The sequence below is a fragment of the Micromonospora sp. DT15 genome (genome assembly GCF_049841475.1).
Classification (GTDB): domain Bacteria; phylum Actinomycetota; class Actinomycetes; order Mycobacteriales; family Micromonosporaceae; genus Micromonospora.
In genome coordinates this window covers 398758-412993 of sequence record NZ_JBNCKJ010000006.1, presented here as the reverse complement: position 1 = coordinate 412993, position 14236 = coordinate 398758, and the positions used below count along the sequence as shown (strand labels likewise).

Below are 14236 nucleotides of genomic sequence, written 5' to 3'. Positions count from 1 at the left end.
GAACGACAGGGACAGGAAGTCATACCGGGCCGAGCGACCGAGGGTCCCCGGCTGGGGACGATCAAAAAGGTAACGGGGGGGGGGGGGGGGAGGTTGCTGCTTCCGGGATGCCGCAGGCAGCAGTTTTCCTGAAGCTGCGCGGATCTTGACGGTCGAGCCGCCGAAGATCGTGCTCGATCCAGGAAGTAGTGGTTTCACCGACGCGGTGATGCCACTCGATCCTGGATCCAGCACGATCATGCGGAGGTGGGCGTCCGCCGGCGCGGTATGGTGGTGCCCTCTGTTGTCGGTGAGGGTCCGGGTGCACCGCGAAGCACCCCTCAACATGATTTCTTCTTTGTCCGGCGGAGTCGCCGGCGCGGCGTGAGCGCCGCCATCCGGGTCCGGCCGAGGCGTGAGTTACGTGCCGCCCGCCGTCCCCGGCCACACCGCTGTTGGGGTCACCTGATCGCCGCGCCGCTCTGGCCGCTGCACGGCGCGAACCTGGGCACCCTGTTGCGTACGTGCGACGCGGTCGGCGCCTGCCTCGCCGTGCCGCCGTTCCGTTGGGTGGACGAGGCCGTCGCCCGGGGCAACACGCTGCGCCAGCCGGGCTGCGTTCACCGGGTCGGCAGTCCGCTGCGCTGGCTGGCCGCCGAACGGGCCGCCGGTGCCCGGGTCCTCGGGGTGGAGTTGGCCGACGAGGCCGTCCGGCTCGGTGATCTGCCCGCCGCTCGGAGCCGTACCGTGGTGCTGTTGGGCCACGAGGCGACGGGCATCCCACCCGAGGCGCTCGACCAGCTGGACGCGGCGGTGGAGATTCCCATGGTCGGCCACGGCCACAGCCTGAACGTCGCGGTCGCCGGCTCCCTGGTCCTCTACAAACTAGCCGGCCTCCTCTAGGGCAGCCGCCAGTCGAGATGTGGCCGGGACGGACCGGGCTGCCCGATGCCAAGAACCGTGAGGTAGGTCCGGACAACCGGACCGGCGGCGTCCGGACCTACCTCGCGAGTCGCTGGTCGCTCGTGGCGGTCGGGCCACTCGCGATGCCTGTGCTGGGCGAGGTCAGCAGGTGCGGGAGTTGTAGGCGGCCCAGTAGGGGCCGCCGCCCTGAGGCGGGTAGAACCGGTAGTTTCCGTCGGGCGAACGCTGTAGGACGAACTGGTGCGAGCCGTACGGGCTCCGGGAACCCGTCGCCCCGCGGTACACCACGTACACCCATCCGTTCTGGCTGTCGTCCTGCACCAGCTTGTCGCCGGCCTTGGTCCAGCTGTTCCGGCCTGCGGAGCCATCCGCTGAGAGGCCCTTGTCGCGCTGGAAGTTCCTCGTCGCGGCATCGGTCTGGTCGCCGAAGACGCCGTCGATCCCGGACGAGGGCAGGTAGCCATTCGCCCAGAGGATCGTCTGCCACAGACAGGCGACGTTCGAGTTGCGGTGCGTGGTGACGTTTGTGACGCCTTCGTCATCGAAGTCGTCAGACACCGCGCCGGTGCCATGGACGTACGCCCTGCCCGTGTAGGAGCCGCTGGCTGCGGCCGGCGTGGCGATGGTGACGTTGACGCCGATGGCCAACGCCGCGCCGATGGCGGGTACCGCAGCTCTCTTGAGGACGCGGCGGATGGAGCGGTGCGACGACATGCATCTCCTTCGGTCGGGGATCATGGGGGGCAACCGACGCGCCAGCCGGCGGTGTCACGCCTGGCGCGACGAGGCGAGGCGCCTCGCGCCAGGCGTGGATGGATGGGGCGGTGAGGACGGTAGAACCGTCCTCACCGCTCCGGGGCCCCCCGTGGAGAAGGTACGGTGGGGCCGGTACACCCGCCGCACAACTAACGCATAGATCATTACTCGCCCGCGTTGTCCGGGTGTTGTGCGCATTGCGGTACATGGCTGTGCCCACATGTGAGGTGCCTGGTTGCGTTTCGAACTCCTTGGCCCGTTCCGGGTGTACCGCGACGACCGGTCGGTTCCACTGGGCTCGGTGAAGCAGCGTCTCCTGCTAGCGACCCTGCTGCTGCGCCCGAATGAGGTCGTCGGCGCCAACGAGTTGGCCGCGATGCTGTGGGGCGACGACGAGCCGGCGTCGGCGGCCGCGAATCTGCGCACCTATGTGCGCGGGTTGCGGCGGTCGCTGGGTGGTGGAGCGACCTGGGATGGGATAACCGCTGCGGCAGGCGGCTACCTGCTGCGGGTGGGCCCAGGCGAACGGGACCTGGACCTGTTCGACGCCGCGGCGGCGCGGGGCCGCGAGGCGCTCGCCGCATCCGATCCGGACCGGGCTGAGGGCGAACTCTCCGCCGCAATGCGCCTGTGGCGTGGTGTTCCGCTGTCTGACCTGCCGCTGCGCTCGGCGCTGGCTCGGCGGGTGGCGCAGTTGGAGGAGCGTCGGCTGCTCGTCGAGGAGGACTACGCCGAGGCGATGCTGGCCCGCGGCGCGTCGGCCGACGTCGTGCACCGGTTGCGCGGCCTGCTCGACCGGCATCCGTTGCGGCAGCGGGCGTGGGGCCAGCTGATGGTGGGCCTGTACCGCATCGGAGACGTAGCCGGCGCACTTGATGCTTTCCGGCAGGCCCGACAGAGGCTCGCGGAGGAGACCGGCCTCGATCCCGCGCCCGAGCTCGTCACGCTGTACGACGACATCCTGCATCACCGTCCGAGCCTGATGGCGCAACCGTCAACGGGGCCGGACCGGCCGGCGCCGGAGACGACAGGGGGGCCGCTCATTCAGCGCCCCGAGCAACTGCCGCGTGCGGTGCCGGAGTTCGTCGGACGCAGCGTCGAGTTGGCAGGCCTCGACGGGCTTCTGCACGGCAGGGCTGACGGGCCGACGAGCGTGGCCATCTCCGTGGTGTCCGGCATGGCCGGAGTCGGCAAGACGGCCCTGGCGTTGCACTGGGCGCACCGGGTTGCCGACCGCTTTCCGGACGGTCAGCTCTATGTGAACCTTCGCGGCTACGACGAAGCCGGCGTGGTGTCCCCGTCCGACGCCCTGTCCGGCTTCCTCGAAGCGCTCGGCGTACCGCACGCCCGGATACCCTCCGACATGGAGGCTCGGACTGGTCTCTACCGCAGCCTTTTGGCTTCGCGTCGGATGCTCCTGGTGCTGGACAACGCTCGCGACTCGGCCCAGGTGCACGCCCTGCTGCCCGGTGCGGGCAGCTGCATGGTTGTGGTCACCAGCCGTGATCGTCTCGGCGGCCTGATCGCCGCCGAGTGTGCCACTCCGCTGACACTGGACGTGCTCACGGCGGAGGAGTCGAGGAGCCTGCTCGCCAGACGTCTCGGGGTCAGCCGGCTCGTCTCCGAGTCGGTGGCGGTGGCCGACATCATCGAGGCCGCAGGCCGGCTTCCGCTCGCACTGTCGATAGTGGCGGCGCGTGTCGCGACCCATCCCACGTTCCCGCTCGGTGCGATCGCCGCCGAACTGCACTCGGCCGAGGCGAGGCTTGACGCGTTGGCCGACGGTGACGTCCGGCGCGTCTTCTCGTGGTCGTTCCTGGCCCTGGGGGCGGACGCGGCCCGGCTGTTCACCCTGCTGGGGCTGCATCCGGGCCCGGACCTGACCACGGCCGCGGCCTCGGCGCTCGCCGGTGTGTCGGCTGCTGCGGTCACGCCGATCCTGCGGGAACTGACCCGGCTCCATCTGCTGGCTGAGCACGTACCCGGCCGGTTCGCCTTCCATGATCTTCTGCGCGCCTATGCGGCCGAGCTTGCACAGTCGTCGGAGCGCGGCGACGAACACGTCGCGGCCCGACGGCGCCTGTACGACCACTACCTTCATGCCGCCTATCCGGCCGCCCGGCTGCTCCAGCCGCAGTGGCCCCCGATCGAGCCGGTGCCGCCACTGTCCGTACCCGCCAGGTCGCCGGTGACCGATCACGACGGCGCGCTCGCCTGGTTCACGGCGGAGCATCGGGTGCTGGTCCGGGTGGTCCGACAGGCCGCCGAGAACGGCTTCGAGACGTACGCCTGGCAGATCGCCTGGGCGCTTACCACCTTCGTGGCGCCGCGCGGTCTCTGGCAGGACCAGCTCGCCATCCAAGAGGTCGCGTTGGGTGCCGCGGAAAAGATCGACGACCTCAGCGGTCAGGCCGTCGCCAACCGGCTGGTCTCCCGCGCGCTGACCCGACTGGGCGACCGCACCACGGCCGAGTCCCGGCTCAAGCGTGCGCTCGAGCTGCACGAACGTCTCGGCGATCCGATCGGCCAGGCCCAGACGCTGCACAACTACTGCGAACTCTGCTATCTGGACGGCCGGCTCGACGAGGCGCTCGCACACGGTCGCGAGGCGCTGCGGCTCTACCGGCTGGTCGGCAATCACGCGGGCGAAGCCCGGACGCTCAACGCGATCGGTTGGCTGCTCGCCAGCACAGGCGATTACGTCCAGGCCATCGCCAGCTGCACCGAGGCCCTCGACCAGCAACGACGGACCGACGACCGCAATGGTCAGGCTGCGACGCTTGACAGCCTCGGCTTCGCTTACGACCGCCTGGGTGAACGCGACCGCGCGGCCAACTGCTACGAGCAGGCGATCGAACTCTTTCGCGACTCCGCGGACCGGTATCACGAGGCGGAGACCCTCATCCGGCTCGGGGACACCCGGGAAGGGATGGGCGACCGCGACGCGGCCTCTGCCGCTTGGCGGCTGGCCGCGCGGATCTACGAGGACGTGGGCGACCCCGCAGCCGAGGAAATCCGCAGCCGCCTTGAACGTCTGGTGCCGTCCTAGTCACCGTGGGGTCAGGCGACGTTGTGGGGGCGGAACTGGACGCTCACCCGGGGGCCCACCGGGCGGGTGGTCTTGGGGATGGCGTGTTCCCAGGTGCGTTGGCAGGAGCCACCCATGACGATCAGGTCGCCGTGGCCCACCGGGAAGCGCAGGCTCTCCCCGCCGCCGCGTGGGCGTAGGAGCAGCGGTCGGGGTGACCCGAAGGAGACGATCGCGACGATGGTGTCGGTGTGCGCCGAGCGACCGATGGTGTCGCCGTGCCAGGCCACGCTGTCGCGCCCGGACCGGTAGAGGCACAGGCCGGCGGTGACGAAGGGCTCGCCCAGCTCGGGCGCGTAGTGCTCGGTGAGTGCCGCCCGTGCGGAGGTGAGGACGCGGTGGGGGAGCTGCCTCGCCCCGTCGTACCAGCAGAGCAGGCGGGGCACGTCGACCTCGGCGTCATACATGGTGCGCCGCTCGGCACGCCAGGGCACCTCGGTGAGCAGGGTGTCGAGGACGGTGTCGGAGCCGCGCACCCAACCGGGGAGGTGGTCGACCCAGGCACCCCGGCTGAGCTGGTGCCGGCGGATCTGGCCGGGCAGTGGCCCCAGGGTCGGCCCGGCGTCGGCCAGGTCGAGCATCGACGGCTGGTAGGCGGCCTGCGTCATACGGCCACCCTAGCAGCACTTTCGTACACCCGTGCTAGTAGCGTCTGGCGTCGACGCGTACGGCGTCGAACACCGCGTCCACCACCCGCGCCCGGCCCTGGCCGTCGACAGCGGACCAGGCGCGCGCGGCGAGCGTCGCGCGCCGCTGCGGCGAGCTGAGCAGCCCGTGCAGAATCCGCGCCGCCGTCGCGCGGGCGGCTCGTCCGGCGACGCCGCTCGCGGTCAGTTCCGGCAGCTCGCCGAGGCCGGCGGCCAGGCCGTGACGAACCACCCGGGTGTACGACTCACGTTGGTTGTCGACCACGCAGACCAGTGCGCTGGGTGCGCCGAGGCAGCAGAGTTCCCAGGTGGACGTGCCGGCGGCGCTCACCACCAGGTCGGCTTCGGTGATCAGCGCCGGCAGCGAGGTGGTGGGCGGGACCGCTCGGATGGTCTGCCCCCGGCCGGGGGCGACATCGTCGACCTCCGCCTCGATCTCGGGTCGGCCGACGATGACCGTGAGGTCCATCGGGTGACCGGTGGCCGCCAGCACCCGGGTCAGGACCGGGGCTGCGCCGACCGCGTCGGTGCCGCCGAAGAAGGCCAGCACCCGGGGGCGGCTGACCGCCCTGGCGGGCGGGGCGACCGGCGGCCGGGCGCTGATCACGGTGTCCCGCAGCAGGGCGTACCCGCTCCCGGCGAGCAGCCGGCCGGGCAGTGCCGCGGTGGCCCCCAGCTCGGGCAGGTCCGCCCCGGTGGCCCCCGGCACGGGCAGTTCCGCCCCGGAACTCAAGCTGGGCAGCTCCGCTCCGAAGTTCTGGTCGAGGTAGAGGTCCGCGACCTGGCCCCGGCTGTCGCCGTCGATGATGGCGAGGGTGTGGACGCCGGCGGCGCGCACGGCGCCGGCGCCGGCCGGGTCCAGTTCGTACGAGTCGAGGACCAGCACGTCCAGGTGGTGTCGGCGGGCCGCCTCGACCAGGTCGGCCGCCGACTCCGGGCCGGGAAGTAGCGGGATGCCCCGCGCGGCCAGCTCCGCGGTTGCCCAGTCGAGCCGTTCGACGGTGCCGAACACTGTGACGTCGGCGCCCCGGGCGAGGAACTCCTCGGCGAGCGCCAGGCAGCGGACGAGGTGGCCGACGCCGCGCCGTGGCCCGGCGTCACAGCGCAACCCGACCCTCAGGGTGCTCAGGATTCCTCCAGGTGCTTCTGTCGTACGTCGGCGTTGATCGCGCGCAGCCGGGGCTGGCCGTCGAGCCAGTCGGCGAGCTTGGCCAGCGGCACGCTGACGTCACCGAAGTGGTCGATGATCGCGCTGACCAGCGTCCAGTCCTGCTCGGTGTCGAGGGTGAGCCGCAGCGCGGAGCGGTCCGGGGTGAGCGTCACCCCGAGCACCCGGAACAGCTCTGGATGGGTGTACGCGTACGAGGTGACGTGTACCCGGTGGTGGTCGGTGGCGAGCCGGCCCAGGGTGCGCAGCGTCTCCGCTCGGATGATCTCGACGTCGAGCCCTCGGGGCAGGGTCCGGGCGATGGACGTGCTGGCGTAGTCCAGCCCGGGGACCGCCCGGTACACCGATGCGACCAACGTGATGATCTCCGGGTCGAGCAGGGGGCAGTCGGCGGTGAACCGCATGACGGCGTCTCCCGGGTGCGCCGCGAGGGCGCCCACGAACCGGCCCAGCACGTCGTCGACCGGCCCGCGGTGGCACGGCACGTCGAGCCGCGCGCACTCGGCGGCCACCGCGTCGTCGACCGCGTCGGTGCTGGTGGCAACGACCAGGTCGGCCAGGACGCCGCTGTCCCGGGCGGCGCGTACGACCCGGCCCAGCACCGAGCGTCCGGCGAGTGGGCGGAGCACCTTGCCGGGCAGCCGGGACGAACCCATCCGAGCCTGCACGATGCCGACGATCCGCAGCCCCGCGTCGTCCGTGGAGGCCTCGGGCACCGGTACGCCGGTCACTGCTGCTCCTCCTGCTTGGGGGCGAGCACCGCGGTGGCCCGGCGTTTGGCGGCGCGGGCACCCCGTTTGGCCAGCCGGGCCGGGGTGATGGCGAGCCGGCCCACCCGGTAGCTGAGCGACCCGCTGAGCAGGCTGATCGTCGTCTCGGCCCGGCGCAGCGCCCGTTCCCGCGAGGTGAGCAGTTCCTCGGTCCACACGGTCAGCGCCGCCAACCGGGTGAGTTCCTCGCGCTGGCGCAGCCACGCCTCGCGTAGCTGCTGGTAGCTGTGCCCGCCGACCGGCGGGTCGGTCGGCGTGACGGCGTGCAGTTCGGTGGCGAGGCCGACAGTGCCGTCGGCGTCCAGCCCGTGCAGCGCGGCGGCGATGGCCGCCTCGGCCTCGATCGCCTCGCTGACTGTCGCGCGGTCGAGGTCGTGGCCGGCGAGTCCGCCGAGCACCACGGTCAGGCCCGCGACGTCGAGAGTGGACGACCATGGGTGGGCGTACCCGCCGGTGAGCAGGCCCGCGGCGAAGCGCCACAGCCCGCGGGCGAGCACCACGTCGGCGGGCAACGCGGCGGTGGCCCGCCAGCTGGGGTCGAGCACCGCGTACCGCTCGCCGTCGACCACCACGTTGTCGGTGCCGGCCAGCGCCGCCGCTCCGGCGATCCGGCTGTCGGCATCGGCCTGGCCGGCGAGCCAGCCCGCGTACCCGTGCAGCAGTGTGCGCAGGGTGGCCAGGTCGCGGCGCAGCGAGGCGTCGAGCAGCAGGGTACGCAGCAGCCGGCCGGACGGCACCGGTCCGGACAACGCGTCGGCGTCGCGGTAGGCGGCCTCACGGCTGGCGAACGGCGCGGCGGCCGGCGTCGTCGCGTCGGTGGCAGGGATGAGCCCCCAGCGCCAACCGGACGGGCCGTGCAGCACCTCCAGCACGCCGATGCCGGGGCGACCGGTCTGCACGAGAGCCACCGGCAGGTCCGCCTCGACGACCGGGGTGGCCGGGTCCGTGGGTTCGGCGGGCCGGTGGGCGAGGGTCAGCCAGCCCGGTGCGAGGTCGGCGGCACGCCCGGCGTGCAGGGCGTCCACCGCGAGCCGGGCCGGGTCCTGAAGCACTGTGGCGCTGGTGAAACCCCCGGCGCAGGCCCCGTGCAGCACCGCGTCGAACAGGCCGGAGCCCGCGTCCCGGTCGAGGTGGTCGGCGTCCAGCAGCGCCGTCGGGGTGCTGACATCGGGGTACGCGGCCCAGCACGCGGCCGGCCGCAGCCCCGCCGCGCCGAGCCGCTCGCGCAGTTGGTCCCGGTTGGCCGGGTGGGCGCGGTCCAGCACGCCGCCGATGGTCCAGGCGGAGTCGTCGCGGCGGGCGTACCAGGGGCTGGTGTCGACGAGCCGGTGCAGGCCCAGCGGGTTGTCCAGGCGCAGCAGCAACGCGCCGCCCGGCCGGACCGCGGCGACGAGTCGTGCCAGCACGGCGTCCCAGCCGAGGCGGGTGCCCTCCACCGACTCCACCGGGTCCAGCCCGGCAGCCGCGATCACCACGTCGTACGTCTCGTCGTCGGGTAGCCCGGCCGGGCCACCCACCACCACGCGGGCGGCCCGGTCCGCCAGCGCCACCGCGTCCGGGTGGCTGCGCAGCAGGCAGGTGACCTCGGCGTGGGTGAGCTGGTCGAGCAGCGCCGGGTCGTGTGGACCGGCCACCAGGACCCGGGCGCCGGGCGGCACCAGCCGTGCGGCCAGCGCGGCGAGCGGCCCACCGTTGGCCAACCGTTCCTGCGGCAGGTCCGACCAGGCCAGCATCTCGCCGCCCGGCAGGGTGATCCGGTCCGCGGGTGCCGTCTCAGTCGTCACTGTCTTCCTCTTCCTCCTGGAGGTTCGCCCAACCGAGCAGCTCGCGAAGCTCGGCGGGGGTGCAGCGGTGGTCGGTGCCCAGCTCGGCGCGGGCGATCTCGACGGCGGTGGGCAGGTCGACAGTGGTGCCGTGCAGCTGCGGCCACTGCCGTCGGATCCGAGCGGTGCCGCCGAAGGTGGGGTCCTCGTTGGACAGGATCATCGGGTCGCCGTAGACCGCCGGCTCGCATCCGGCCGCGATGCCGTAGAAGATCGCGCTGGTCAGCCGGTTGGATGCTACCCGGCGGTGACGGCGCAGTTCGGTGAGCTGTCGGTCGAGGAACTCCGGATCGGTGTCCTTCCACCAGTGTCCCCGGTAGCCGTGGCAGATCACCCGGAACCCGGCGCGCTCGTAGAGCCGGCGTACGTTGCGCATCCGGTACTCGTGCCAGTACAGGCAGACCGTGACCGGGCCGGGCTCGGTGTCCTGGATGAGGGCGATCAGTTTGCGGTGGTCGCCCTTGACGTGTTGACCCTCCCAGCCGTGGAACGGGTACCAGATCGTGCCCTCCCGCTCCTCGGCCGGTGGATCCTCGGGTCGCATCGCCAACAGGTAAGTGAACGGCGCGCCGATGACCACCACGTTGCGTCGCCCCACCGACCAGGCCCGGCGGCGGGTCTGCTCCGACCAGAGCAGGCTGGGGGTGCGTTCGGCGTACGGGTGGCCGGGGGCCAGGCCGTCACCGATGTTCCAGCCGTGCTGCACGTACCCGTTGATCCGGGGTGGGTGCCGGTCGCCGAGACCGGCGTAGCGGGCCAGCACGTGCGCGTGGCCGTAGAAGTGGTTGGCGTGGTGCATCAGGTTCCCATCAGACGGCGAGACGCACCGGGCCGCCGCGCACCGCGGCGGTCAGCGCGTCGATGACGCGGTCCTGGTCGGCGTCGCTGAGCCCCGGGTACAGCGGCAGCGACAGCTGCTGGGAGTAGAACGACTCGGCCACCGGGCAGGATCCGCGCCGGTAACCCAGGTCGGCGAAGGCCGGGTGCCAGTGCACCGGCATGTAGTTGACCTGGACGCCGATGCCGGCGGCGCGCATCCGGTCGTACACCTCGCGGCGACGTCCGTCGAGCACCCGGATCGGGTAGAGGTGCCAGGCCGGGTCGGCCCACGACCTGCGGCTTGGCAGCAGCACGCCGTCCAGGTCGGCCAGCGCCTCGTCGTAGCGGGCGACCAGGGCGCTGCGGCGGGCCGTGAACTCGCCGAGCCGACGTAGTTGGCTGCGGCCCAGGGCGCAGAGCACGTCCGGCAGCCGGTAGTTCAGCCCGAACTCGTGCACCTCCTGGTGCCAGCCGCCCTCGTCCGGGAACCGCAGGTCGTCGCGGTCGCGGACCACGCCGACGCCACGGAACCGGCGGGCCCGCTTCAGGATCTCCGGGTCCAGCGCCGCGACGGCGCCACCCTCGGCGGTGGTCAGGTTCTTCGTGGGAAAGAACGAGAACGTGGTGAGGTCGGCGAGCGAACCGACCGGCCGACCGTGGTACGTCCCGCCGATGGAGTGCGCCGCGTCGGCGAGCAGCAGCGCGTCGCTGCCCCCGATCGACGTGCGTAGCGCGTCGTAGTCGGCGGGGTGGCCGGCGTAGTCGACGGCGGCGACGACCTTCGTGTGCGAGGTGACCGCGGCGGCGGCCGCCGCCGGGTCGAGGCAGAACGTCTCGTCGTCGACGTCGGCGAACACGATCTTCGCGCCGAGGGCGACCGCGCTGCTGGCGGTCGCCACGAACGTCATCGGCGGGACGACCACCTCGTCGCCCGGCCCCACCCCGGCCGCCGCGTACGCCACGTGCAGCGCCGCGGTGCCGTTGGAGACGGCGGCGACACCGACTCCGCCGGTCCACCGGGCGAGGTCGGCCTCGAAGGCGTCGACCTGCGGACCGGTGGTGAGCCAGTCGCCGCGCAGCACGTCGGCGACGGCTGCGACGTCGTCCTCGCTGATCGACTGCCGGCCGTACGGGAGCATCCCCGTCATCCGTTGATGCCGAGCATGTCGCGCAACTGCTCGACGCTGAGCCACTCGTCGTTGGTGTCCGACTGGTAGGCGAAGCCGTCCGGCACCGGGTCGCAGTCGATCGGCGCCTGGTAGCCCCACGTGGCGATGGTCGGTTGGACGATGAACCGGCCGTCGGCGCGCAGCGTCCGCCGGCTGTCGTCGGGCGCGATCATCTCCTCGTGCAGCTTCTCGCCCGGCCGGATCCCGATCTCGTGGGTGGTGGCGTCCGGGGCCACGGCCTCGACCAGGTCGAGGATGCGCATGCTCGGGATGCGCGGTACGAACAGCTCGCCGCCCTGCATCTGGTCGAACGAGTCCATGACGAACTGCACGGCCTGGTCCAGAGTGATCCAGAAGCGGGTCATCCGCTTGTCGGTGATCGGCAGGCTCTTGCCCTCGGCGGCCAGCCGGCGGAACAGCGGGACCACCGAGCCGCGGCTGCCCACCACGTTGCCGTAGCGCACCACCGAGAACCGGGTGGGGTGCTGGGCGGCGTAGTGGTTGGCCGAGACGAACAGCTTGTCGCCGACCAGCTTCGTCGCGCCGTACAGGTTGATCGGGCTGGACGCCTTGTCGGTGGAGAGCGCGATGACCTTCTTGACGCCGGCCTCGATCGCCGCGTCGACGACGTGCTGCGAGCCGGTGATGTTGGTGGCGATGTACTCCGAGGGGTTGTACTCCGCGGTGTCCACCTGCTTCAGCGCGGCGGCGTGCACCACGTGGTCGACGCCGTGCATGGCCCGGGTGAGGCGGTGCCGGTCCCGGATGTCGCCGATGAACCAGCGCAGCCGCGGGTCGTCGCCGAGCTGCTGGCGCAGCTCGTACTGCTTGAGCTCGTCGCGGGAGAACACCACCACGCGGGCGGGGTCGGCCTCGTTGAGGATGTGCCGGAGGAACGTCCTGCCGAAGGAACCAGTTCCCCCGGTGATCAGAATGGACGATCCATTCAACTCACTCAATGTGGTGCTCCCGTGTTCGTGGATGAACGAGCGGCCCTGGGCCGGCCGACCGGGGTGACACGCTAGCCATGGCGGGTTAACTTCCCGGCGCTCGCGGGTGAACCACAACCTCTGCTCCCGTGAATGCCGAACACCGCGCAGGCGAACACTTCCGACCGCCCCGGATGTGGGCTGACCTGGCCGGATCGGGCCGTTACAGTGACCGCGCGAACGACCCGGCGGCCCGGCGCGCAGCCGGGGTCAGGCGTTCACCCGACATCCACACCGGCTCGGTGCGAGCGGGCCACCCCGAGCGTCTCCGACGCCGGGCGGTGGGCACGTCGAATCCGCGCGGGCCCGGTACGGCCGGCAATTCTGGAGGCGTTCATGGCACCCGGTAGTGACGTGATCGAACGGCCGGTGGTGGCGGGCGGGACGCCGAGCGGCCCGCCCGCCCGACGGTGGCTGGTGCCGCTGCTGCTGGTCGTCGGTTGGGTGCTCAGCGTGGCCTGGCGCATGTGGTGGTCCCGGCACATCGTGCTGCCCATCGCGCACACCGACGAGGACAGCTACCTGAACACCGCCCGCGCGTTGGCCGGCGGTCCGGGGGGCTTCAGCAGTGAGAACGGCCTGCTGCGCCGGGTCGGCTACCCGATGCTGATCTGGCCGGCGTTCCTCGGGGACCGGGACTTCACCGACAGCTACCGGCTCGTCCAGCTGATCAACGCGATGGTGAACTCGACGCTGCTGCCGCTGGCGTACCTCTTCGGTCGTCGTCTGTTTCAGCTGCGCCGCTCGTACGCGCTGCTCGGCGCGGTCGCGGCGGCGACCCTGCCGGCCGCCGCCTTCTACGCGGGCGTCGCCATGATCGACGCGGTGATGGCGCCGCTCGTGGTCGCCTGGCTGCTCGCCGTGCACCGCTGGATCACCCGGCCCGGCTCTTTCGCCGCCGCCACGGTGGGCCTGCTCGTCGGCGGGTTCCACCTGCTGCACTCCCGCGGCCTGGTAATCGTGGCCGTGCACGCCGGGCTGGTCCTGCTGCTGTTCGTCCGCCGCCGGATCAGCCCGCCCGTCGTGCTCGCGGCGCTGCTGCCGGTGCTCGCCATGGCGCTCGTCAACGAGGCCGCCATCCGCTACCTCGGCGGCAAGGTCTACCTGCTCGGCAGCACTCCCGGCGGCAGCACGCTCGACGCGATCGCCTCCGCCCAGGGCGTGGTCCGGGTGAGCGCCGCGGTCACCACCCAGCTCTGGTACCTCGTGGTGATCACGTTCGGACTGGCCGGGGTGGCCTGGGCCGGGGCAGTGCGCGAGCTGTGGCGTCCGCGGCACGGCGACGCGGCCCGCTGGACAATGGGCGTGGCACTGGTGGTGACCGTCGGGGTGGCCGGCGGCGCGTCGGTGATCCTGTCCGGCATCACCGGCAAGCCGCTGGACGCGATCTACGGCCGGTACGTGCAGATGCTCGCGCCGTTCTGGCTGCTGGTCGGCGTGGGGGTGCTGTTCACCGCCGGCTGGCGGGTGGTGCTGCGCCGGGTAACGGTCGCGGTGGCGTTGCTGGTTGGTGGCGGCGCGCTGATCGCGGCCCGACTCGCGTACGTGGCCAGCCAGGGCCACCAGCTGCGCTACGGCGGTTTCAGCGCGCCGGACCTGGTGGCGTTGACCGCTGGCTGGCGGGAGTTGCGACCGGTGGTCGGGTCGCTGATCGGCATCGCCGGCTGTGTGCTGCTCGTCGCCGCGGCCCGGGTGCCCCGCCTGCGGCTGCCGATCCTCGGCGCCCTCGTGGTGGTCAACCTCGTCACGATGCAGGTGATCGACCAACGGATCGTCCGACCGGCCGCCGAGAGCACCGCCCCGACGCCCCGGGTGGCCGACGTCGGCGTACGCCCCGGCGAGCGGGTGTGGGCCTCGACCGGCGTGCACTACGTCCTGCGGTTCAACCTCAGCCACCAGGTGACCTGGACCGACGTCCGGTGGTTCGGCGACAAGCAGCCGCCGGCAGCGGCGCAGGTCGTGTTCGCCCGCTGGGCACCCGGGCAGCCCGACGACTGGGACGGGGCGGCCTACGGCTTCGTGCGACTCGGCGGTAACCCGGCGCAGCACTGGGCCGCCTGGCGGCGCGTCTGACCCACCGCGCCCGGTGGACACCGCTATTCGT

The 14236-nt window shown here is 72.2% G+C and carries 11 protein-coding genes; 3 read left to right on the top strand and 8 right to left on the bottom strand.

What is annotated here, in order from left to right; genetic code table 11:
* Window positions 1–363: 363 nt before the first annotated feature.
* Window positions 364–882, top strand: coding sequence for a TrmH family RNA methyltransferase (locus ACLQ3F_RS16515; protein WP_355006793.1), 519 nt, complete (start codon window positions 364–366; stop codon window positions 880–882).
* Window positions 883–1044: 162 nt separating this feature from the next.
* On the opposite strand, the gene ACLQ3F_RS16510 is transcribed toward ACLQ3F_RS16515, so the two are convergent.
* Window positions 1045–1617, bottom strand: a complete 573-nt coding sequence (locus ACLQ3F_RS16510; protein ID WP_425849800.1) for a peptidoglycan-binding domain-containing protein — start codon at window positions 1615–1617, stop codon at window positions 1045–1047.
* A 277-nt stretch (window positions 1618–1894) separates the two neighbouring features.
* On the opposite strand from ACLQ3F_RS16510, the gene ACLQ3F_RS16505 reads away from it, so the two are divergent.
* Window positions 1895–4708, top strand: coding sequence for an AfsR/SARP family transcriptional regulator (locus tag ACLQ3F_RS16505; protein ID WP_425849798.1), 2814 nt, complete (start codon window positions 1895–1897; stop codon window positions 4706–4708).
* Between the two features lie 11 nt (window positions 4709–4719).
* Here ACLQ3F_RS16505 and ACLQ3F_RS16500 read toward each other — a convergent pair whose 3' ends face one another.
* From ACLQ3F_RS16500 to pseB, 7 genes are read right to left on the bottom strand one after another with little or no spacing between them, the layout of a single operon-like run.
* Window positions 4720–5355 (bottom strand): alpha-ketoglutarate-dependent dioxygenase AlkB, encoded by a 636-nt coding sequence (locus ACLQ3F_RS16500; protein WP_357200116.1) that lies wholly within the window; start codon window positions 5353–5355, stop codon window positions 4720–4722.
* 34 nt (window positions 5356–5389) lie between these two features.
* Entirely contained in the window at window positions 5390–6523 is a 1134-nt protein-coding gene (locus ACLQ3F_RS16495; protein WP_425849841.1) for a PseG/SpsG family protein, read from the bottom strand.
* Window positions 6520–7248, bottom strand: coding sequence for a cytidylyltransferase domain-containing protein (locus tag ACLQ3F_RS16490; RefSeq protein WP_425849838.1), 729 nt, complete (start codon window positions 7246–7248; stop codon window positions 6520–6522). Before ACLQ3F_RS16490 ends, ACLQ3F_RS16495 begins: the two co-directional genes overlap by 4 nt.
* A gap of 41 nt (window positions 7249–7289) precedes the next feature.
* Window positions 7290–9116, bottom strand: a complete 1827-nt coding sequence (locus ACLQ3F_RS16485) for a class I SAM-dependent methyltransferase (protein WP_425849797.1) — start codon at window positions 9114–9116, stop codon at window positions 7290–7292.
* Window positions 9106–9954 carry a hypothetical protein gene (locus tag ACLQ3F_RS16480; RefSeq protein ID WP_425849796.1) on the bottom strand — a complete coding sequence of 283 codons (849 nt, stop codon included), beginning with the start codon at window positions 9952–9954 and terminating at the stop codon, window positions 9106–9108. The genes ACLQ3F_RS16485 and ACLQ3F_RS16480 overlap by 11 nt, the downstream gene beginning before the upstream one ends.
* Window positions 9955–9964: 10 nt before the next feature.
* Window positions 9965–11122 carry a DegT/DnrJ/EryC1/StrS family aminotransferase gene (locus ACLQ3F_RS16475; RefSeq protein WP_425849794.1) on the bottom strand — a complete coding sequence of 386 codons (1158 nt, stop codon included), beginning with the start codon at window positions 11120–11122 and terminating at the stop codon, window positions 9965–9967.
* The gene (gene pseB, locus ACLQ3F_RS16470; RefSeq protein ID WP_357200104.1) at window positions 11119–12102 is read right to left on the bottom strand and encodes a UDP-N-acetylglucosamine 4,6-dehydratase (inverting); all 984 of its coding nucleotides are present in this window, start codon (window positions 12100–12102) and stop codon (window positions 11119–11121) included. The genes ACLQ3F_RS16475 and pseB overlap by 4 nt, the downstream gene beginning before the upstream one ends.
* 366 nt (window positions 12103–12468) lie before the next feature.
* On the opposite strand from pseB, the gene ACLQ3F_RS16465 reads away from it, so the two are divergent.
* Window positions 12469–14205 carry a hypothetical protein gene (locus ACLQ3F_RS16465; RefSeq protein ID WP_425849793.1) on the top strand — a complete coding sequence of 579 codons (1737 nt, stop codon included), beginning with the start codon at window positions 12469–12471 and terminating at the stop codon, window positions 14203–14205.
* The last annotated feature ends 31 nt before the right edge of the window (window positions 14206–14236 follow it).